At 62.8% G+C, this 20002-nt stretch carries 18 protein-coding genes; 7 read left to right on the forward strand and 11 right to left on the reverse strand.

Annotated features, from left to right (window positions below; translation table 11 throughout):
• Nucleotides 1-12 precede the first annotated feature (12 nt).
• Both EU811_RS01320 and EU811_RS01325 read right to left on the reverse strand, forming a co-directional pair.
• A complete protein-coding gene (locus EU811_RS01320; RefSeq protein ID WP_142936724.1) occupies nt 13-681 on the reverse strand; it encodes a response regulator in 669 nt (222 codons plus the stop codon).
• Nucleotides 678-2258, reverse strand: a complete 1581-nt coding sequence (locus EU811_RS01325) for a sensor histidine kinase (RefSeq protein ID WP_142937103.1) — start codon at nt 2256-2258, stop codon at nt 678-680. The genes EU811_RS01320 and EU811_RS01325 overlap by 4 nt, the downstream gene beginning before the upstream one ends.
• A 298-nt stretch (nt 2259-2556) precedes the next feature.
• On the opposite strand from EU811_RS01325, the gene EU811_RS01330 reads away from it, so the two are divergent.
• From EU811_RS01330 to EU811_RS01350, 5 genes are all read left to right on the forward strand, one after another.
• Nucleotides 2557-3561 carry a Bug family tripartite tricarboxylate transporter substrate binding protein gene (locus tag EU811_RS01330; RefSeq protein WP_142936725.1) on the forward strand — a complete coding sequence of 335 codons (1005 nt, stop codon included), beginning with the start codon at nt 2557-2559 and terminating at the stop codon, nt 3559-3561.
• On the forward strand, nt 3558-4061 hold the full coding sequence (locus tag EU811_RS01335) for a tripartite tricarboxylate transporter TctB family protein (protein ID WP_142936726.1): 504 nt from the start codon (nt 3558-3560) through the stop codon (nt 4059-4061). The genes EU811_RS01330 and EU811_RS01335 overlap by 4 nt, the downstream gene beginning before the upstream one ends.
• Nucleotides 4061-5647, forward strand: coding sequence for a tripartite tricarboxylate transporter permease (locus tag EU811_RS01340; RefSeq protein ID WP_142936727.1), 1587 nt, complete (start codon nt 4061-4063; stop codon nt 5645-5647). Before EU811_RS01335 ends, EU811_RS01340 begins: the two co-directional genes overlap by 1 nt.
• Nucleotides 5644-6036, forward strand: a complete 393-nt coding sequence (locus EU811_RS01345) for a universal stress protein (RefSeq protein ID WP_142936728.1) — start codon at nt 5644-5646, stop codon at nt 6034-6036. The genes EU811_RS01340 and EU811_RS01345 overlap by 4 nt, the downstream gene beginning before the upstream one ends.
• Nucleotides 6037-6118: 82 nt before the next feature.
• Nucleotides 6119-6649: a GNAT family N-acetyltransferase gene (locus EU811_RS01350; RefSeq protein ID WP_142936729.1), complete on the forward strand. Its 531-nt coding sequence runs from the start codon at nt 6119-6121 to the stop codon at nt 6647-6649.
• Here EU811_RS01350 and EU811_RS01355 read toward each other — a convergent pair.
• On the reverse strand, nt 6646-8781 hold the full coding sequence (locus tag EU811_RS01355) for an amylo-alpha-1,6-glucosidase (RefSeq protein WP_142936730.1): 2136 nt from the start codon (nt 8779-8781) through the stop codon (nt 6646-6648). The two genes, EU811_RS01350 and EU811_RS01355, sit on opposite strands and share 4 nt — an antisense overlap.
• Nucleotides 8778-9899 carry a glycosyltransferase family 4 protein gene (locus tag EU811_RS01360; protein ID WP_142936731.1) on the reverse strand — a complete coding sequence of 374 codons (1122 nt, stop codon included), beginning with the start codon at nt 9897-9899 and terminating at the stop codon, nt 8778-8780. The genes EU811_RS01355 and EU811_RS01360 overlap by 4 nt, the downstream gene beginning before the upstream one ends.
• A gap of 148 nt (nt 9900-10047) precedes the next feature.
• Between EU811_RS01360 and EU811_RS01365 the strand changes: the two genes are divergently transcribed.
• Nucleotides 10048-10746, forward strand: a complete 699-nt coding sequence (locus EU811_RS01365; RefSeq protein WP_142936732.1) for a DsbA family oxidoreductase — start codon at nt 10048-10050, stop codon at nt 10744-10746.
• A gap of 30 nt (nt 10747-10776) precedes the next feature.
• On the opposite strand, the gene arfA is transcribed toward EU811_RS01365, so the two are convergent.
• The 7 genes from arfA to EU811_RS01400 all read right to left on the reverse strand — a co-directional run bounded on the left by arfA (nt 10777) and on the right by EU811_RS01400 (nt 18872).
• Nucleotides 10777-12315, reverse strand: coding sequence for an arabinosylfuranosidase ArfA (gene arfA / locus EU811_RS01370; RefSeq protein WP_142936733.1), 1539 nt, complete (start codon nt 12313-12315; stop codon nt 10777-10779).
• A 49-nt stretch (nt 12316-12364) separates the two neighbouring features.
• On the reverse strand, nt 12365-13267 hold the full coding sequence (locus EU811_RS01375; protein ID WP_142936734.1) for a carbohydrate ABC transporter permease: 903 nt from the start codon (nt 13265-13267) through the stop codon (nt 12365-12367).
• Between the two features lie 2 nt (nt 13268-13269).
• The gene (locus tag EU811_RS01380) at nt 13270-14190 is read right to left on the reverse strand and encodes a carbohydrate ABC transporter permease (RefSeq protein WP_142936735.1); all 921 of its coding nucleotides are present in this window, start codon (nt 14188-14190) and stop codon (nt 13270-13272) included.
• Nucleotides 14191-14226: 36 nt separating this feature from the next.
• Nucleotides 14227-15561 carry an extracellular solute-binding protein gene (locus EU811_RS01385; RefSeq protein ID WP_142936736.1) on the reverse strand — a complete coding sequence of 445 codons (1335 nt, stop codon included), beginning with the start codon at nt 15559-15561 and terminating at the stop codon, nt 14227-14229.
• 238 nt (nt 15562-15799) lie between these two features.
• The gene (locus EU811_RS01390) at nt 15800-16801 is read right to left on the reverse strand and encodes a LacI family DNA-binding transcriptional regulator (RefSeq protein ID WP_142936737.1); all 1002 of its coding nucleotides are present in this window, start codon (nt 16799-16801) and stop codon (nt 15800-15802) included.
• Nucleotides 16802-16959: 158 nt separating this feature from the next.
• On the reverse strand, nt 16960-17751 hold the full coding sequence (locus tag EU811_RS01395; protein WP_142936738.1) for a TIM barrel protein: 792 nt from the start codon (nt 17749-17751) through the stop codon (nt 16960-16962).
• A complete protein-coding gene (locus tag EU811_RS01400; protein WP_142936739.1) occupies nt 17748-18872 on the reverse strand; it encodes a Gfo/Idh/MocA family oxidoreductase in 1125 nt (374 codons plus the stop codon). Before EU811_RS01400 ends, EU811_RS01395 begins: the two co-directional genes overlap by 4 nt.
• A gap of 107 nt (nt 18873-18979) precedes the next feature.
• Between EU811_RS01400 and EU811_RS01405 the strand changes: the two genes are divergently transcribed.
• Nucleotides 18980-19978 carry a LacI family DNA-binding transcriptional regulator gene (locus EU811_RS01405; protein WP_142936740.1) on the forward strand — a complete coding sequence of 333 codons (999 nt, stop codon included), beginning with the start codon at nt 18980-18982 and terminating at the stop codon, nt 19976-19978.
• Nucleotides 19979-20002: the final 24 nt, after the last annotated feature.

A 20002-nucleotide genomic window follows, 5' to 3' on the forward strand; every position in this document is an offset into this window, starting at 1 on the left:
ACCCCTCAGGACTCACCGCCCCTTCAGCACATATCGCCTTTCAGGGCGTCCGACGCCGTACTTGAGTCTGACCTCCAGCGCCCCCTCGTCGTGGAGGTACTCAAGGTAACGACGGGCGCTGACCCGGGACGTACCCAACTGTTCTGCAAGCTCGGCGGCTGAGAGGTCACCGGGCGCAGACTTGAGCGCCGATTCAACCAATTCGAGCGTCTCCACGCTGCAGCCCTTGGGAAGGGTCCGCTCGGAAACACTCAACCCGAAGACGCGGTTTACATCGGATTGCTCCGCTTCAACCTTGGACGCGTCCAGGCCCTGGTAAGCACTGAGATAGTGCTCCAGCCGCTCCTGTAGGTCGGATTGGGAGAACGGCTTGATCAGGTAATGGACTATGCCGCCGCGCAAAGCCTTCCGCACAGTCTCCACTTCGCGGGCAGCGCTGATCACCAGGACATCCAGCTCCGGGGCAATATCGCGGAGCTGGTGCATGAGGTCAAGCCCGTTGATGTCCGGGAGATGGATGTCCAACAGCACCAGGTCCGGCTGCAGCCGCTCGGTCTCCACCAGGGCCTGCGCACCCGTATGGGCCACGCCCACCACTCCGAAGCCGGGCGTCCGTTGGATGAACCCGGCATGGACCTTGGCCACCATGAAGTCGTCGTCGACGATCAGTACTTTAATCACGGCTGAGTTGCCCCCTTGTTGCTGAAGCGTGCAGAGAACACCGCTCCATGGTCGTTCGAGAAGCTCAGGTCCCCTCCGGATCGCCGGCAGATCACCCGTGACAACGCCAAGCCAAAACCGCGGGCGTCTCCCGGGCCGGGCTCTTTGGTGGAGAAGCCCTGCCGGAAGATGTCCTCGGCGGAGCCGGAGGGTACACCGGGGCCGTTGTCCCGGACCGTGACGGCCACCTCGTCACCGGAGTCTGCCACCAGCACCCGGACCGATGCCCCCGGAAGGCCGGTGACGGCGTCGAACGCGTTATCCACCAGGTTGCCCACCACCGTGGTGAGGTCCCGCGACAGTTCCTCGTTGACGCGCGGCAGCGCGGACTGCGGGTCCAGCTGCAGTTCCACGCCGCGCTCGGTGGCAAGACTGGCTTTGGCGATGAGGAGGGCCGCGAGCGCGGGGTCCTGGATGCGGCTGGTGACGTCATCGTTGAGCCTGGTCCGGTCCAGTGTGGCGCCGTTGACGAACTGGACTACGGAATCGTATTCGCCGATTTGGATGAGTCCGGAGATGACGTGGAGTTGGTTGGCGAACTCGTGGGCTTGGGCCCGCAGGGTGTCCGTGACGGTGCGGGTGGCGCCGAGTTCGCTCTCCAGGGAGGATAGCTCGGTCCGGTCCCTCAGTGTTGTCACCGAGCCGATGTCGCGGCCGTGCGAGCGGAGGGCCACGCGGTTCATGACTACCAGCCGTTCCCCGACGAGCACCAGCTGATCGGGGTCTGACTGCTCACGGGTAAGGACGATTTTCAGTGCAGGATCCACGTGCAGGGATCGCAGCTTTTTACCCACGCAGTCCGGTGGCAGGCCAAGGAGTTGCCGGGCGCTCTGGTTTGCCACTGTGATGCGCTCGTGGGGATCCAGCGCCACCACACCTTCTTTGAGGCCCTGCAGCATCGCTTCACGGTTTTCCACGAGCCCCGTGATTTCCCGCGGTTCCATGCCCAGGGTTTGCCGTTTGACGCGGCGGGACAGCAGAAGGGATCCGGCCACTCCGAGGACACTGGCCACGCCCAGATAGGTGAGGAGGTTGGGAACGGCGTCTCCCAGCCGCTCGATGGTGGAAGGGTAGTTCCGGCTGATGGAGGCTATGCCGATCATTGTTCCGGCGTCGTCCAGGACGGGGACGTGGGCGGAAAGTACGGCACCGTTACTGCCCGGCAGGACGCCTGTCCAGGCACGGCCTTCCATGACCCTGCTGTCACCGAGCGGCATCGACTGCCCCACCAGGCTTGGATCTGAGGAGGCCACCACGGTGCCGTCCATCCTGGCGAGCGCCACGTGGGAGGATCCGGAGACGGTGCGGACAGATTCGGCAACGGCGGGAAGTGCTGATCCGGTGCGGGGTTCGGCAGCAGGTAGCAGTGCACGCACCGTAGGGTTGTTGCCCAGGGCTTCGGCTGCAGAAAGCGCCCGGCGGCCTTCGGTCCGTTCGAAGGCGGCGGCGGATTGCGCCAGCGAAATAGCCACCACGGCAACAAGAACCGCCAGGACGATCAGCAACTGCAGCACAAGGTATTGCCCTGCCAAGGACATCCCTCGTCTTCGAGGCAGTCGAGTCAATCGCGTCACTGCTGGTTTCCTTTGGTGGCGCCTGTGAGCGGGGTGCGGGCAACTGCTCCCCCTGGCGTATCGGAACTATACCCCAGCGGCACAGAAGACCCCAGTGGTACAGAAGGCCAGCTCAGACCGTCAAAAACCGTGAACGCAATGAACTTAAAGATCACTGCGAACACAAGAGTGATCCCTGTCACTTACGGACCTAGCATCAAATCAACGGGGCACAACGCTGATCGCCCTGCACTGAATTTTCGATGATGAGAAGAGGAACACCATGCGCCAGATCCGCGCATTGCGAGTCGCCGCCGTCGCCGCCGGCATCGCCCTGATGGCCACCGGCTGCGGTGCCACAGGCAAGTCCACCAGCTCTGACAGCACCGGCGCAGCAGGACCCATCACCGGCCTCCAGATCATGGTTCCCAACACCCCCGGCGGTGGCTACGACACCACGGCGCGTGCAGCTGCGAAGGTCCTGGACGACGAGAAAATCTCCACCAACACCGAGGTCTTCAACCTTGCCGGTGCGGGCGGCACCGTGGGCTTGGCCCGCATCGTCAACGAGAAGGGCAACGGTGATCTCACCATGCTCATGGGCCTGGGCGTTGTTGGGGCGAGCTACACCAACAAGTCCGAGTCCAAGCTGACCGAAACCACCCCGCTGGCAAAGCTCATCGAGGAACCGGGCGCCATCATGGTGGGCAAAGACTCCCCGTACAAGACCATTGATGATTTAGTGAAGGCATGGAAAGCCGATCCTGCTTCCATCTCGGTTGGCGGCGGCTCCTCTCCCGGCGGTCCGGACCACCTCCTGCCGATGCAGTTGGCCGGCGCTGTTGGCATTGACGCCACAAAGGTCAACTTTGTTTCCTACGACGGCGGTGGCGACCTTTTGCCGGCCATCCTCGGTAACAAGCTCGGCTTCGCCGCTTCAGGTGCCGGCGAGTACCTGCAGCAGATCAAGTCCGGTGAGATCCGCGTACTGGCCACCAGTGGCGAGAACCGCCTGGACGGTGTGGACGCTCCCACACTGAAGGAATCCAACATTGACCTGGTCTTCACCAACTGGCGTGGCGTTGTGGCCCCTCCGGGCATCAGCGAGGACGACAAGAAGTCCCTGATCGCCGCCCTTGAGAAGATGCACGCATCCGCTGGCTGGAAGGAAGCTCTCAAGACCCACAGCTGGTCCGATGCGTTCGTTACCGGTGACGAGTTCAAGACATTCCTGACTGACCAGGACAAGCGGGTGGCGGACGTCCTCACCAAGCTCGGGTTGGCGTGAGCTCCTTAGCCACAGGCCTTAAAGGCCGCGCCGAGCTGGGGGTAGCCCTCCTGCTCGGCGCGGTGGGCGTCCTGGTCTTCCTGGATGCGAACGGCCTGGTGACCCCGTACTCCCAGTCGGACCCGGTGGGTCCGAAGACTGTTCCGTTCATTGTTTCCGGACTCTTGATTATTTGCGCCATCCTCCTTGCCATCAACGTCCTCCGGGGCGGCAAGGGTGAAGCCGAAGGCGGCGAAGACGTGGACCTCGCCCACTCTGCAGATTGGAAGACTGTCCTTCCCCTGGCAGGAGCTTTCATCCTGAATATCCTGCTCATCGACTGGGCCGGCTGGGTCATTTCCGGAACGGTGCTCTTCTGGGGCAGCGTGCTGGCACTGGGCAGCCGCCGCTACATTCGTGACGGCCTCATTTCCGTCGCCCTGGCCCTGCTGACCTTCTACGGTTTCTACCTCGGCCTGGGCATCGCACTGCCGGCCGGGCTCCTGGAAGGAATCCTCTAATGGACGTCTGGTCCTCCTTGATGGACGGTTTCGCCACCGCCCTGACCCCCATGAACCTCTTGTTCGCCGTAATCGGCGTCCTCTTGGGCACCGCCGTCGGCGTCCTTCCCGGACTTGGCCCGGCCATGACTGTGGCATTGCTCCTGCCGGTGACCGCTGCGTTGGAGCCCACCAGTGCCTTCATCATGTTCGCCGGTATCTACTACGGCGGCATGTTCGGCGGTTCCACCACCTCCATCCTCCTCAACACACCGGGAGAATCGTCGTCGGTGGTGACGGCGATCGAAGGCAACAAGATGGCCAAAGCGGGCAGGGCCGCGCAGGCGCTTGCCACTGCGGCCATCGGTTCCTTCATTGCCGGTACCATCGGCACTGCCCTGCTGGCCGTCTTCGCACCTATTGTGGTGCAATTCGCCGTCAGCCTGGGCGCTCCCAGCTACTTCGCGATCATGATTCTGGCCCTCCTTGCCGTCACCGCAGTCCTTGGTTCCTCAAGACTCCGCGGCTTCGCTTCGCTGGCCCTGGGCCTCGCAATCGGGCTGGTGGGCATCGACTCCGTGACCGGCCAGCGGCGCCTGACGTTCGGCCAGCCCCTGCTGGTGGACGGCCTGGACATTGTGGTGGTGGCTGTTGCCATCTTCGCCGTGGGTGAAGCGCTCTGGGTTGCCGCCCACCTGCGCCGGACCCCGCTGCACGTCATTCCCGTTGGCCGCCCATGGATGGGCAAGAACGACTGGCAGCGTTCCTGGAAGCCTTGGCTTCGCGGCACTGCCTTCGGCTTCCCGTTTGGCGCCCTTCCAGCTGGCGGCGCGGAAATTCCTACGTTCCTCTCTTACGTCACCGAGAAGCGGCTCAGCAAACACCCCGAGGAGTTCGGCAAGGGCGCTATTGAGGGCGTCGCCGGACCGGAAGCGGCAAACAACGCCGCCGCTGCCGGAACACTGACCCCCATGCTTGCCTTGGGCCTGCCCACCAACGCAACGGCTGCCGTGATGCTCGCTGCCTTTACGTCCTACGGAATCCAGCCGGGCCCGCAGCTGTTCTCCAGCCAAGGCCCCCTGGTCTGGGCACTCATCGCCAGCCTGTTCATCGGCAATTTCCTGCTCCTGCTCATCAACCTGCCCCTGGCGCCGGTCTGGGCCAAGCTGCTGCAACTCCCCCGCCCATACCTCTACGCAGGCATCCTGTTCTTTGCCACGCTGGGCGCCTACTCGGTCAATCTGCAGGCTTTCGACCTGGTGATCCTGCTGGTACTGGGCGCCCTGGGCTTCATGATGCGGCGCTTCGGGCTCCCGGTCCTGCCGCTAATCCTCGGCGTCATCCTTGGCCCGCGCATCGAAGGCCAGCTCCGCAAGACGCTGCAACTAAGCGCGGGCGACCCCGCAGGCCTCTTCAGCGAACCCATCGCGATCGTGGTCTACATCATCGTGGCGATCATCCTGGCCTGGCCGTTCATCTACAAGCTCATCCGACGCAATCGGCCAATGCCAGTGCTTGCCGGGCCACCTGTCCAGGACCGTCACACCGAGGCCGAAGCAACCCGCCACAAGACCACCCCGGTCCAGCACAAACAGGAGAAACCATGACCATCGTGGTGGGATACGTCCCCACACCGGAAGGCGAAGCGGCACTGACGCAAGCCATTGCCGAGGCCAAGAAGAGCAACGACACCCTGCTGGTCATCAACTCCTCCAAGGGCGACGCCCTGGTGGATAACCGGTACGCCCAGGAACCGGATATCCAAAGCATCGAGGAGCGGCTGGCGGACCATGGAATCCAGCACATCATCAAGCAGCCGGTCCGCGGCCATGACGCAGCGGCCGAGGTCCTGGACGCCGCCGACGAAAATGACGCCAGCCTGATTGTGATCGGCCTTCGCCGCCGCAGCCCAGTGGGCAAGCTCATCATGGGCAGCGTGTCCCAACGGATCCTGCTGGAGGCGGACTGCCCGGTGCTGGCGGTCAAGGCGGAGTAACAGGACTTTTTCGTACAGCTAATGCCCCTAAGATTCGTTCTTGGGGGCATTAGCTGTCCAAAAACTCGCAAGGGGGACTCACGTGACTGAAACCATCCGCACCGCAACAACGCACGACGCCGGGAAGCTGGCTGAGCTTGCCGCCATCACCTTCCCGCTGGCCTGCCCGCCTGGCGCCTCACCGGCGGACATCCAGGCCCACATTGAAAAGACCCTGAGCGAAGACAACTTTGAGGACTACCTCGCCGACGCGAAAATCACCATCCTGGTGATCGACGACGACGGGCAGCTCAACGGGTACACCATGCTGATTGCCAAGCCGACCAGCGACCCCGACGTCGCAGCCGTCTTGTCCGCGCTCCCCTCCACCGAGCTGAGCAAGTGCTACGTCCACCCGGACCACCACGGCAAGGGCGCAGCATCAGAACTCATCAGGGCCTCGTTGGCGAATGCTGCTGACAAGGGCGCAGCCGGGGTGTGGCTGGGCGTGAACAGCGAGAACGCGAAAGCCATCCGCTTCTACGAGAAGAGCGGTTTCCAGCGGGTAGGCACAAAATCTTTCAAGCTCGGCAACACCGTGGAGCATGACTTCGTCATGGAAAACGAGCTCTAGCCGAACAAGTCCCCCGTCAGCGGCGGCCGAGGGTCTGAGCGCAGTTCGAGCCCTGCCGGAAGCCCGCTTACGGTACCGGACGAACCGGAGGCTTGCACGGTGATCCGCGAGCGCCCCAGCAGCACGTTGTCCGCGCGGAACGACCCATAAGCGTCCGGCAGGATCGGCGCCAGATGCAGCACGTTCCGGGTGAAGTCGGGGTCGAACCGCAGCAGGATCCGGGCGAGTTGGACCGGCGCCGCCGCTGCCCACGCTTGCGGGGAACACGCCGTCGGATACGGAACCGGCTCCGAAAAGTCGCCACGGTCAAAGCCGCAGAAAAGCTCCGGAAGTTGCCCGCCAAAGTACTCGGCGGCGTCGAACAGTCCGCTCGCAACCCGGCTGGCTTCCTTCACGAAGCCGTACCGCATCAGTCCTGTGGCGACGAGCGCGGTGTCGTGGGGCCAGACGGAGCCGTTGTGGTAACTGACGGGGTTGTACGCGCCCATGTCGGACCCCAGAGTCCGGATGCCCCAGCCCGTGAACATCTCAGGGGACATCAGCCGCTCCGCCACCAATGGGGCCTTGTCCTCATCCACGATGCCCACCCAGAGGCAGTGCCCCATGTTGGAGGTGCAGGAATCCACGGGTTTCTTGTCCTTGTCCAGCGCCAAGGCAAAATAGCCCCGCTCCGGGAGCCAGAAGGCTTCGTTGAAGGCGGCTTTCAGCGCTTCGGCGCGGTCCGCGCATCGGCGTTCGACGGCGGGGTCCCCCGCTACCCGCGCCAGCAGGGACCGTCCCACGTAGGCCGCGTAGGCGTAGGCCTGAACTTCGCAGAGGGCTATGGGCGTCTCTGCCATGCGGCCGTCGGCGAAGTTGATGCCGTCCCAGGAGTCCTTCCAGCCCTGGTTCACCAAGCCGTGCTGGTTGGGCCGTTGGTACTCGATGAAGCCGTCGCCGTCGCGGTCCCCGTACTGCTCCATCCATTCGATGGCGCGGTCAGCGTGCGGGAGGAGGGATTCGATGATGTCCGTGCCGAGGCCCCACCGGCTGAGCTCACCGAGCGTTGAGACGAACAGGGGCGTCGCGTCCGCGGTTCCGTAGTAGGCGGTCCCTCCCAGGGCGAGCCCTGCTGTGACCCCGAGTCGCACCTCGTGGGGCATGCGTCCCGGCTCTTCCTCGGAGTCGATATCAACCTTGGTCCCTTGGAGCGTGGCCAGGGTCTGCAGGGTTCCGGCCGCCAGGTTGGGATCCACCATGAGCGACATATAGGAGGCAAGGAGCGAGTCACGCCCAAACAGTGCCATGAACCACGGCGCACCCGCGGCTACGGCGGCGCGGCCTGGGTGTGCGGGGTCGAAGATCCGCAACGAGCCCAAATCACGCTGGCTCCTTTCCAGGACTTCCTCTACGTTGGCGTCCGTCACGGCAATCCGGGGAACATGCTCTTCCCATGCGACGTGGCGGCGAACGCCCGGCGTGTGGTGCAGCGGCGTGGTTTCGGTAAAGGGGTCGCTAGGTCCTTTTCCGTTGACCAGGGGAAGGGCGATGATGCTGGTGGACCACTGGCTGCGGGCAGGAATGGTGACGTGGAACCGTAGCCCATCATCGGAAACCTTGGCGCCTGAGGCCCGGAACGACACACCCCGGCGTTGCCCGCTGGAGTGGAGGGAATCGATGTGCAGTTCTTTCCTGTGGGCCTTCTTCACAGGGTTGCCGGCTTTGTTGGTACGGCCGCCCTTGACGTCGAAGAGATCAGCGAGGTCGGCGTCGATCAGCAGTTCAATCTCGCACGGCGCGTCCTGGCTCGAATAGTTCCTGATGGTGATGTCGTCCCGCAGGCCGGCCCCCACGTGCCTTTGGTGCTGGACCACCAGCGGGCTGTCGAACCTGCCGTCTGCCGAGCAGGCCCTGCCAAGGTACTCAGCTTGGAAGGCGGTGGGGTTCCGGGCCACCAGCGGCTCCCGGAGCGCCCCGTTGACCCGCAGGATCCAACGCGACACTATCCGCGTGTCCTGATAGTAGGCACCTTGGGAACCGCCGCCGTGAATGTCACCGGAATGCGAGGAAATACAGAACGATGAACCTTCGACGACGGTGACGGCGCCCAGTTCTGACGCTCCGGCTTCGGTGTCTTCGTTCCAGGCAGTCATGGCCGGCGGGCCTCCTCCGGAGTTTTCCTTGAGGGTGGGTAGCCTTGGAGGGCTTGCCTCCGATTCTCTTGCAATACGTCCCCGCCGGGAAGAGGTCCGGCGCGGAATTGTTCAATGACCTTCGCGTAAAAGTCAACGTGGTCCGCTGCCATGCGTTGCGCGCTGAAGGATTCTTCCACGGAGCGTCTGCAAGCCTCACGGTCCAGGTCCGGGATGCGGCCAACACACTCCACCAATTTTCCCGTGGACGCCACAAAACCGGTGACACCATTCCTGACGATTTCCGGAGCTGCCCCGATGGGTGTGGCCAGGACGGGGGTTCCCGTGGCCAGGGCTTCGATCATGACCAGCCCAAAAGGTTCGTGCCACTGGATGGGGTTGAGCAGGGCCATCGCGTCGCCCATCAACTCGTATTTCTCCGGATCCCGGAGTTCGCCCAGGAACTCCTCGTTGGAAGCCAAGGAAGGCTGCACCACGTCATGGAAGTAGGCAAGTTCATCCGGTGCGTGCATCTTGGCTGCGATCCGCAGGGGGACATCCGCTGCCCGGGCAATACGCACCGCCTCCATGAGTCCTTTATCCGGGCACATCCGTCCCACGAAACACAGGTATCCCCCGGCGCCGCGGCCGGGGCTCACCGCGGAAAGGTCGATCCCGTGATGGATGACCGCCGAGATTTCCAGATCCTGGACCCGGCTGCACTGATCGTGGGAGATGGCGATGATGGCGGTGTCTTGTGCCATGTCCCGGTACAGGGTTGCCGCCCGTGGTGAGAGCTGCCCGTGGATGGTGGTCACAACGGGCACATCCTGCGGCCGGTGGGAGTAGAGGGGGCCGGCCAGGGTGTGATCGTGGATGATGTCCACATCGCCCATGTCCCGGTAGGCCCTGATCACATGGCCCAGCTCGCTCAGTGTGAGGCCGACTTCTTCCGGCTCACTGGGCCCAAAGCCCGGAAGCTGGGGCACCGGGCACGTGCTGTCCGCTGCCGTTGCAAGCAGTACCTCGTGTCCCGCATCCACGAACGCCCGTGCCAAGGCATCCACTACACGCTCAGTTCCGCCGTACTTTTCGGGCGGCACGGTAAACCAAGGGCCAACAATGAGTCCGATGCGCATGCTGGTGCCTCCGCGCAAAACCCCCATTCCAAGGGCTGGCTACATAACCCTTTACACAGACTATTTGCCTTGGCCTGCAACAACAACGGGTGAGGAAAATAACAGCCGGGTATGGAATGCGCGGGCGGCGCTCAGGGTTGCAGAGAGCATGAAGATTGAGATCTGGTCAGACGTCGCGTGTCCGTGGTGCTACATCGGCAAGCGCCGTTTTGAGACCGCCCTGGCACAGTTCCCGCACCGCGATTCCGTGGACATTGAGTGGAAGAGCTACCAGCTGGACCCCTCAATCCCGGAGCACTATGACGGCACGGAGCTGGACTACCTGAGCAACCGCAAGGGCATGGCTCCGGAGCAGGTCAAGCAGATGTTCGCCCATGTCACGGAGACGGCAAAGGGCGAAGGCCTGGACTACCACTTCGACAAGGTGGTGGTGGCCAACAGCTTCACCGCCCACCGCCTCATCCATCTTGCTGCCTCCCACGGGCGCCAGGATGCAGCCAAGGAACAGCTGCTCAGCGATCACTTTGAGCACGGCAAGGACATCGGCAACAAGGAGTACCTCACGGAACTCGGTGCCTCCCTCGAACTGCCGGCCGATGAAGTGGCGGAGCTTTTCACTACGGACAAGTTCACCGAGGACGTGAACATGGACATCAACGAGGCCCGCGCCATCGGCGTCACCGGCGTCCCGTTCTTCGTCATCGACCGCAAGTACGGCATCTCCGGCGCCCAGCCCGCCGAGCTGTTCAGCGAGGCCCTGAACCAGGCGTGGCAGGAAGCCAACCCGCTGATCCCGGTGGGTGCCTCCGACGCTGAGGCCTGCGGCCCTGACGGCTGCGCAATCTAGCCAGCCACCCGCCGTCGTGCGTTAACCCGGCTAGCCTTTCACCACATCAAGCTCGACGACGGCCCAGGACAATGCGGGCAGCGTCAGGCGCAGCTCCGAACCGGTCGCCTTCACACCTTCCAGAGCAGTCAGGCCAACGCGGCCCGGCTGATCCTGGGTGTTGATGGTCAAACGGTCCCCACCCTCCGGGATCTCCAGGACCTCGGCGCGGACCACCTGCCGGGCGTCGAAACCGCGCAAGGCAACCTCGACGTCGGCGGCTTCTTCCAGCCCGCGGTTGGCGAAGAACAGTGCCACCCGGCCCGTTTCCTCATTCCACGTAGCGCTGACGTCCACCAGGTCTGTGTCCCCAAACCGCGCATTCGAGTACTTGTCCGAGTCCACGGAGAGCCGCAGGATCTGGCCCTTGGCGAGCTCAGCCATCCGTGCGAACGGGTGGAAAATGGTCTGCTTCCAGGCAGGACCGTTCTCCTCCGAAAGGATCGGCGCAATGACGTTGACCAGCTGTGCCTGGTTGGCGATCTTCACACGATCACCGTGCCGGAGCAGCGAGTTGAGCAGCGTTCCCACCACCACGGCATCGGTGACGTTGTACTTGTCCTCGATCACGCGCGGGTGCTCGCGCCAACCGGCCTTGGCCACGTTGTGCGGCTGGTCTTCCGTGTCCAAGCCCCGCTGGTACCAGACGTTCCACTCATCGAAGGACAAGTTGATGTGCTTCTTGTGCTTGCCCTTGGCTCGCACAGCATCCGCGGTGGCGATCACTGACTCGATGAAGTAGTCGGTATCGACGGCGGAGGCCAGGAAGCTGCCGACGTCGCCGTCGTGCTCCTGGTAGTAGGCATGGAGGGAAACATAGTCCACTTCGTCGTAGGTGTGGGTGAGGACGGTCTGCTCCCACGCGCCGAAAGTCGGCATCGAAGAGCTGGAACTGCCGCAGGCCACCAACTCCAGCGTGGGGTCAACGAACCGCATGGCCTTGGCGGCTTCCTGTGCCAGGCGTCCGTACTCGTCGGCGGTTTTGTGGCCGATCTGCCACGGCCCGTCCAGCTCATTGCCCAGGCACCAGAGCTTGATGTTGAACGGGTCCTTGTGCCCGTTCTTGGCGCGGAGATCGGACAGGTAAGTTCCGCCGGGGTGGTTGGCGTATTCCACGATCTCGCGGGCCGCGTCCACGCCCCGGGTGCCCAGGTTGATGGCTTCCATGATTTCCGTGCCGGCTTGCTTGGACCAGTCCACAAACTCGTGAAGGCCGAATGCATTGGTCTCCACGGTGTGCCAGGCTCCGTCCAGCCTGCGGGGCCGGTTTTCACGCGGGCCCACCCCGTCTTCCCAGTTGTAGCCCGAGACGAAGTTGCCGCCGGGGTACCGGATGACGGTGGCGCCAAGTTCCTTCACGAGCTTCATGACGTCCTGGCGGAAACCGTTCTGGTCGGCCTCCGGGTGGCCGGGCTCGTAGATTCCGGTGTAAACACAGCGGCCCATGTGCTCCACGAAGGAGCCGAAAAGTCGTCGGGGTACCTCGCCAATGGTGAAGTCGCGGTCGAGGGTGATGCGTGCGCGGGACATGTATCTCCTTGGTTGTGTATCGAAACTGTTGATAAGTGGAAGGTGCCGGTCAGGTTCCGGCGAGTCCCGTCGTCGCGACGCCTTTGATGATTTGGCGCTGGAAGAACAGGAAGACGAGGATGAGCGGGAGCGCCGCGAGCAATGCGGACGCCATGTTCTGCGCGTACTGAATGCCGTAGGCGCTCTTGATGGTCTGCAGGCCAACGGGGAGCGTGAGCAGGTTGCCGTCGTTGGTGGCGATGAACGGCCACAGGAAGTTGTTCCACGCGCCGATGAACACGAAGATCGCGACGGCGGCCAGGATGGGCCGGGACAACGGCAGGATGATCTGGGTGAAGATCCGCAAGCGGCTGGCACCGTCCATGACGGCCGCTTCTTCGAGTTCGCGCGGGATCTGGTCGAAGAATTTCTTGAGCACGAACACCATGGCGGGGTGGATGACCTGCGGCAGGATGATGGCCCACGAGGTATCGATCAAGTTCAGCGCCAGCATTTGGTAGAACAGCGGAATGATCAAGACGGGCGGCGGGATGATGATGGACGCGATGATCACGGTCATCAGCACCTTCTTGCCCCTGAAGTCGATCCTGGAAAGCGCGTAGGCCACCAGTGCCGAGATCACCAGGGTGATGGCCGTAATGGCCGCGGACGTGTAGAGCGAGTTCCAGGTCCACAGCGGGATGTTGCCGTCCTGGAACACCTTCACGAACGCTTCGGGTGTAAATCCCGACGGCGGCAGCCAGGTCACGTCCGGAGCTGCGGCGTCCGTTTCGGTTTTGAAAGCGGTGGCCGTGGCCCATGCGAAGGGAATCAGCCACAGCACTGCGATGAAGGCAGCAACGACGATGGCGGCGATCCTGCCGACCGTCAGCTTCTTGCGCGGTTGGCGGATTGTGAGGCTATCTGCGGTTGTGGCATGTGGTGCGGGACGGGTCAGGGTAGGGGTTGCCATGGTTATGCACTCCTGCGGCGGGTGATGACGAACTGCATGACCGAGATGACCACGATCAGTCCGAAGAAGATGTAGGAGATGGCTGCCGAGTAACCCAGCCGGTAACCGGTGAACCCGGTTTCAAAGATGTACTGGACCACTGGCCGGGTGGATCCACCGGGGCCACCCGCGGTCATCTGGTACACCTGATCGAAAATCTTCAGTGACGCCAGGATCTGCAACAGCACAATCATCACCGTGGTGGGAGTGAGCTGCGGCAGGGTGATGGAGAAGAATTGACGCCACGCGCCCGCACCGTCCAGCGATGCTGCCTCATAGTGTTGGGCCGGAATATTCTGCATCGCGGCCAGGTACAGCAGGAAGTTGAAGCCCACGGTCCACCAGAGAGTGGCGATGACGATCGCCCACATAGCTACGTTGGGATCATTGAGCCAAGCAACCCTGGGGAGGCCGATGCCCGTGAGGAACTCGTTGATCAGGCCTAGTTGAGGGTTGTACATCCAGGTGAAGAACAGGCTCACCACGGTTGATGCCAAGAGATAGGGCGCAAAGTAGGACAGGCGCCACAGCCACTGCGCGGGTAGCCCGATATTGAGCAACGCGGCCATGACCAGCGCGACGAGGACCAATGGGACGGTGCTGATCACCGTGAAGTAGAGGGTGTTGCCCAAGGAACGCCACATATCGGCGTCGGCCAGAGCTTCGGCGTAGTTCGCGAAGCCGATGAGGCTGTCGTTCGCTCCAGTGAGGGACTTGCCCGTGAGGCTCATGTAGAAGCCGTAGAGAATGGGCCAGACCAGGAAAGCAAGGAAGAAAACAAGGAACGGAGCGGCGAATCCCCAGCCGCTCAGGTTGCTTCGGGTGCGGCTGCCGGGTTTGCGTAGATTCTCCGGCCTGGGCCGGGACAGCGTAGAGGTACTCATTCAAGAACTCCTTTGGTCGCTCGGTACGGGGGCCGGTTAAACCGGGTTGGGGCGGGAGAGGAGGGTGTTGGTGCGTTGTTCGAAGGCATCCCATCCTGCAGCTGCTTTGTCCCTTCCCAGAAGGACGTTCTGGACGTTCTCCGCGAAGTAGGTTTGCCAGTCCGAGCCCGAACCGCTGAACCAGGATTCGGGATCGTAGGCGATGATGTCCGCCGCGTTGGCGTAGTGAATTTGGGGCGTGAGCTCACGGTAGGCCTGTGACTGGACCACGGGCTGGTAGCCGGGGATGTGTCCGGCTTCAGCCCAGGACAGCGATCCTTTGAGGACATCGGTGACGAACTTGTAGACGTCCCTGCGCTTGTCCTCGTTGAGCTTCAGTTGGCGCGGGAGGACAAAGGAGTGTGAGTCCGCGTAGGACGCGGGTGTCCCGTAGAGGGTGGGTATGGTGGCCGCATCGACGGGGATGCCGGCTTTTTTCATGGTGGGCAGCTCCCACACACCGCTGAACAGCATGCCCGATCCTCCGCGGGCAAACTCCGCGATGCCCGTGCTGATATCCCCGGCCTGGGCTGCGATGGTGTCGTCAAAGAGGGACGCCATGAATTCCAGCGACTCGATAGCCGCTTCCCGGTCCACCTTCATGGGCTGACCCGGTGTCAGTTCCATGTCAACGCCGTGCTGCTTGTAGAGGGTGTAGAACAGTCTCCACATCTGCGAACCACTGCCAAGGTAGCCAAAGGACAGCCCGTGGGCCTTGGTGACCTTCTGCATTTCCAGTGCCATGGCCTTGAACTCCTGCGGGGAGCTGACTTCCTGAAGCTGACCGTTGCTGGCCAGCACGCCCGCTTTTCCTGCTATATCCGTGTTGTAGAACATCACGAACGGGTGGGAGTCCAGTGCGATGGAGAAGACCTTGCCGTTGTGCTGGCTCTTTTCCCAGATCCTGGGGGCGAAATCGGAGGCCGTCACGCCATTCTCTGCAAGCAGGTCCAGGTCCCACGGCTCAATGAGTCCACCTGGCGCATACCCGGGAACCCGGCTGGCGTGCATGATGGCCACCTCCGGTGGGCGACCTCCCGCCGATGCCATGGCCAGTTTGGTGTAGTACGGCGGACCCCAGGCAAGCACGGTGGGGTGCACCTTGAATCCTGGATTGGCCTGGTTGGCGGCGTTGATCATGGCCTGCATCTTGATGCCGTCACCGCCGGAAAGGAGGTGCCAAAACCCGATGTCCTGAACCGCCGCGGCCTGTGCTGCACCTCCGCAGCCCGTGAGGCCTGCCGCCAGGAGGCCGCCGCCAAGGAGGGCTGACCCTGTCATTAATTGTCTCCGGGACAAATGTTTCCCGGTCAAAGATTCAAACTGCTTCACCCGTCACTCCTTTGGATGGGTCCGCTGAAAGGTCACTGCTGTGCTGCGTTTACTGGAGTGCGTTGCTGCACTGCTACTGCATGGAATTCCGGCTCCGGCGCGTCCCCGCTCTGGAGTTAAGGTTGGCCCCAGGGTGACGCAGGTCTCACATTACATCGATGTAATAGGCAGGGCAAGAGAAAATTGTTAGCGCACACAATTTGATGGATGACTCTTGACTCATCCTTGGGGCATCCCCCTAGGAGCGGGTGCTGTCCCGTTCGACGATGGTGTATTCAACGCTGACAACGCGCTGCGCGGAGCCCCTGTCCGCCATGCGCTCTGTCAGCAGGCGTAGTGCCTCGCTGGCGATGGTGCGCTTGTCAAAAGAGACCGTGGTCAGCGAAGGAACGGCGTAGCGGCCATCGGCTATGTCATCAAAGCCCGCTACCGCAATGTCCTCCGGAACCCGCAAGCCCCGCTTCCAGAGCACGTTCAGCGCACCAATTGCCATGGAGTCCGTGAAGCAGAACAATGCTTCGGGAGCGGGATTCGCTTCCAGATAAGCACCCAGGGCTTTCGCGGCGGTTTCCGGCGTCCACTTTTCGCACGGGATCATCAGCGATTCATCGCGCGGAATCCCGAGGCTGTCCAGAGCCGCTTCATACCCCTGGGTACGCTGAAGGGCCGCCGCGGATCCGCGCCCCTGGGTGGTGCCCAGCACGGCGATACGCCGCCGTCCGGAGCTGGCGAGCGCCAGGGTCATGTCCCGCGCGGCTGCGAAGCTGTCCACAAACACCCGGTCAGCCAACTGCTGGGACACCTCACCGAGCAGGACCACAGGAGGCAGTGCAATGCCAACTTTCACGGCGCTCTCATCCAGGACCACGGGATTGAGGATCAGGCCGTCGATGAGGTTGGCCCGCGCACGTGTCATCAACTCCTGCTCACGCTGTGGATCCGAGCCCGTTTCCTCGATCTGCACGCTAAAGCCTTGCTCGTGGGCAATCTCCACAATGCTTTGGGCAATCTCTGCGGAAAACGGAGTGGCCAGGTCCGGCAACGCCAGCCCAATGACCCCTGAGCGCCCGTTCCGCAGTCCGCGTGCCGAAAGGTTGGGGACGTAATCCAGCTCAGCCATGGCCTGCTCAACCCTGAGCCGTGTGGGGCCGCTGACAGGCACGATCCCATTCATCACATTCGAAACCGTTTTGGGCGAGACCCCCGCACGGCGCGCTACGTCCTTGACCGTTGCGCGCAAGACGCCCCCTAGCTGCTGTTGGCCGGCGCTGCTGCTGTTGACCGGTTTTCCTTGATGCTACGCGAGTTTTGGCCCGCGGACGCAGAGGACTGGCGCCCGCGGGCGTCAACGCAAAAGCTCACGCCGTCATCTCGGACGGATGCGTCGGCCGCACCCAGCTAGCTATCAAAGGCCGCACGGAAGGCCGCCAGCGCGGTGTCCCCTGCTTCCAGGCCGGATCCTCCCGCGGCATTCGCCTCCAGACCCACCACGCCCTCGTATCCGGCCTTCTTCAGGGCTGATGCCACACCGGTGTAGTTGATTTCCCCGGTGCCGGGTTCACAGCGGCCGGGGACGTCGGCTACCTGTATTTCTCCTACCCAAGGCAATGCGGCCCGGACGAGTTCAATGAGGTTCCCCTCACCAATTTGGGCGTGATAGAGATCCAGCATCATCCTGACGTTGGGGTGGTTCACCGCCGCCACCAGCGCCAAGGTGTCTTTGGCGCGTGCCAAAGGGATTCCGGGGTGGTCCAGGACGGTGTTCAGGTTTTCCAAGGCGAAGACCACACCGTGCTTCTCGCCCAAGGCCGACAGACGTTCGAGCGTGCTCCGGCCCGTCAGCCACATCTCGCCGGTAGACCGGTGAACGGGGCGGACAGCCCGGCCGCCTTCTCCGAGTTCTGCGGGATGGACCACCATGCGCTCGATACCAAGTTCAAGCGCGACAGGAATCAGTTTCTCCGCCGATGCCAGCACTTCATCTGCGCTACCGGGGTCAGTGAGGCTACCGCCAAAGTAACCGCTCATCGAAGAGAACCGGGCGCCCGTTGCTGCCAGGGCCGCGATGTCCCGTCCCCGGGTGTCCCACAACTCCACCTCGAAGCCTTGCTCATGAATTCTCTTCACACGCTCTATCAACGGCAGTTCGCCGTAGAGCATCTCAGCGCAGGCAACCAGGCGGAAGCTCATGCTTTATCCCCCACCCTTTGCAGCGCGGGTTCCGCTGGGCTAAGGACGGCAATATCTGCCACATCAACCGGCACCCCGGTTTGGGCTGAACGGGTGGCGGCAAGGGCCACGGCAAGGGCGTTCCGCGCATCGATTCCACCGGGAGCTTTGGGAGCAGCGGAGGCCTGAATGCCGTCGCGGTCAGCCTTCACCGACTCCACAAAGTGGGCGAGTTCGGCTGTGTACGCATCATGGAAGAGGTCAACATTCAGGCGGACGGTGTCCGCATTGATACCGGTGGCGGTGTAGCTTGTGGCCGTGGTGGCCTGGGGGCCTCCCGCCGTCACCATTCCGGCAGAGCCAAAAACTTCTCCCCGCACGTCATAGCCGTAAAGCGCGTTGAAGTTGGCCTCGGCCACGGCAATGGCCCCGTTGCTGTAGGTCACAGTGACCACGGCAGTATCCAACAGGCCACCCTCCTTTGCTTCAGGAGCCACCAGCGCGTCAGCCACAGCATGAACGCGAACAGGGACAGCGCCCGGGTTCAGCCAGTTCAGGGTGTCGAAGTCGTGGATGAGTGTTTCAAGGAAGATGGTGCCCGGCGGAATCCGCTCCGGGTTGGCGATCCCGTCCGGGCTGCCTGGATCGCGGGTCAAGGACCGAAGCTGTTGCGGGGTCCCTACGGCGCCGGCATCGATGAGTCGCCGGGCGGCAGCGAAGTCATTCGCGTAGCGGCGGTTGAAACCGAACTGGACAACCACGCCTGCGGCGTGTGCTGCTTCCAGGGCCGCATCAAGCTCTTCCACCGTTCGGCCTCCCGGCTTTTCACAGAAGGCATGCTTACCTGCCCGCGCTGCTGCCGCGATCAGCCCGGAATGAAACCGCGCCGGAGCGGAGATGAGGACAGCATCCACGTCCGGATCGTTCAGTACATCCTCGGCGTCGGTGCTGATCTTGCCCACACCCAGGCGGCCCGCCAATGCCTCGACGGCGGGAAGAGCGGGGTCGGCGATTGCTTCAAGCCGGGCAGAGGGGATGCGTTGCGCCACGGATTCAGCGTGGAAAGTCCCAATCCACCCCGCTCCAATCAGACCAATACGAACCGGCCGGTCTTCTCTGGCCGGATGCTGAAGGTAACCCATGCTTGCTCCTAAAAAATTCTTCTAGATCGTTCTAGTCGATCCATAGTGGCATGCGATTGGCACTGCGTCTAGATCGTTCTATACACTGAACAAACTTGGAGGAAAAGATGTCCGAACCGCAGCGCCGCCCCACCCTGATGGACGTAGCCGAGGCCGCCGGTGTCTCACGCGCACTTGTTTCCATCGTGATGCGGGGTGCACCCGGCGCGGCGGAATCAACGCGGCAAAAAGTCTTGGAGACGGCCCGCCAACTCGGATATCGCGCGGACTCCCGGGCCAGGCTGCTGCGAAGCAGCCGAACCAAACTCCTGGGCCTCATCTTTTCCAGTTCACAGCCTTTTCATGCCGAAATCGTGGATGCCGCGTATGCCGAAGCCTCGTCCAGAGGCTATGAAATAGCACTGAGCGCAGTGGCCAACGGCAGGCCCGAGGCCCGCGCCATCGAGACTTTGCTGGATGTAGGTGCGGAGGCGCTGATCATCATCGCTCCCACCCTCAGCGCGGAAGACCTGGCACTGCACGCCCGCCAAGTGCCGGTTGTGAGCTTGCTACGCGACGACGTAGGCGATTCTGTGGACTCGGTCAGCAGTGATGATTACGCCGGCATCTCGATAGCCGTGGACCACCTGGTGAGCCTTGGCCATCGACGGATCGTTCATGTGGACGGTGGCTCTGCCGTCTCGTCGGACAAACGTCGGGAGACGTACTGTACCGAAATGATCCGGCACGGCCTGCAACCTGTGATTATTCCAGGCGGCCCCGGCGAGGAGGACGGCATGGGTGCGGGGCAGATCCTTCAGGCGGATCTGCCCACGGCTGTCATCGCCTTCAATGACAGGCAGGCGCTGGGAGTAATGGAAAGCTTCAAGGCCGCGGGGATCAGCATTCCCGCGGATGTCTCCATACTCGGTTACGACGACAGTCACTTCGCCAGGCTAAGTTACGTGCAATTGTCCTCTGTCAGCCAGGACGCTCCGCTCCTTGCTGCCGCCGCCGTTGGCCGGGCGGTAGACCGAATCGAGGGGACACAGTCACCGGGCAGCGTGGTCCGGACACCGCATCTGGTCCTCCGCCGCACCACGGCACAGGCTTCTGCGCACAGTTGATGTCAACGCTTCACCGCTCTTAGT

Origin of the sequence: Arthrobacter sp. TS-15 (genome assembly GCF_006964045.1) — a bacterium.
In the GTDB taxonomy this organism is placed as follows: domain Bacteria; phylum Actinomycetota; class Actinomycetes; order Actinomycetales; family Micrococcaceae; genus Arthrobacter.

Coding starts and splice junctions, on each gene's coding strand:
- EU811_RS01400 (WP_142936739.1), bottom strand. CDS start 18,872: ATGGGTTACCTTCAGCATCCGGCCAGAGAAGACCGGCCGGTTCGTATT.
- EU811_RS01375 (WP_142936734.1), bottom strand. CDS start 13,267: ATGGCAACCCCTACCCTGACCCGTCCCGCACCACATGCCACAACCGCA.
- EU811_RS01405 (WP_142936740.1), top strand. CDS start 18,980: ATGTCCGAACCGCAGCGCCGCCCCACCCTGATGGACGTAGCCGAGGCC.
- EU811_RS01345 (WP_142936728.1), top strand. CDS start 5,644: ATGACCATCGTGGTGGGATACGTCCCCACACCGGAAGGCGAAGCGGCA.
- EU811_RS01330 (WP_142936725.1), top strand. CDS start 2,557: ATGCGCCAGATCCGCGCATTGCGAGTCGCCGCCGTCGCCGCCGGCATC.
- EU811_RS01355 (WP_142936730.1), bottom strand. CDS start 8,781: ATGACTGCCTGGAACGAAGACACCGAAGCCGGAGCGTCAGAACTGGGC.
- EU811_RS01365 (WP_142936732.1), top strand. CDS start 10,048: ATGAAGATTGAGATCTGGTCAGACGTCGCGTGTCCGTGGTGCTACATC.
- EU811_RS01340 (WP_142936727.1), top strand. CDS start 4,061: ATGGACGTCTGGTCCTCCTTGATGGACGGTTTCGCCACCGCCCTGACC.
- EU811_RS01360 (WP_142936731.1), bottom strand. CDS start 9,899: ATGCGCATCGGACTCATTGTTGGCCCTTGGTTTACCGTGCCGCCCGAA.
- EU811_RS01395 (WP_142936738.1), bottom strand. CDS start 17,751: ATGAGCTTCCGCCTGGTTGCCTGCGCTGAGATGCTCTACGGCGAACTG.
- EU811_RS01325 (WP_142937103.1), bottom strand. CDS start 2,258: ATGTCCTTGGCAGGGCAATACCTTGTGCTGCAGTTGCTGATCGTCCTG.
- EU811_RS01380 (WP_142936735.1), bottom strand. CDS start 14,190: ATGAGTACCTCTACGCTGTCCCGGCCCAGGCCGGAGAATCTACGCAAA.
- arfA (WP_142936733.1), bottom strand. CDS start 12,315: ATGTCCCGCGCACGCATCACCCTCGACCGCGACTTCACCATTGGCGAG.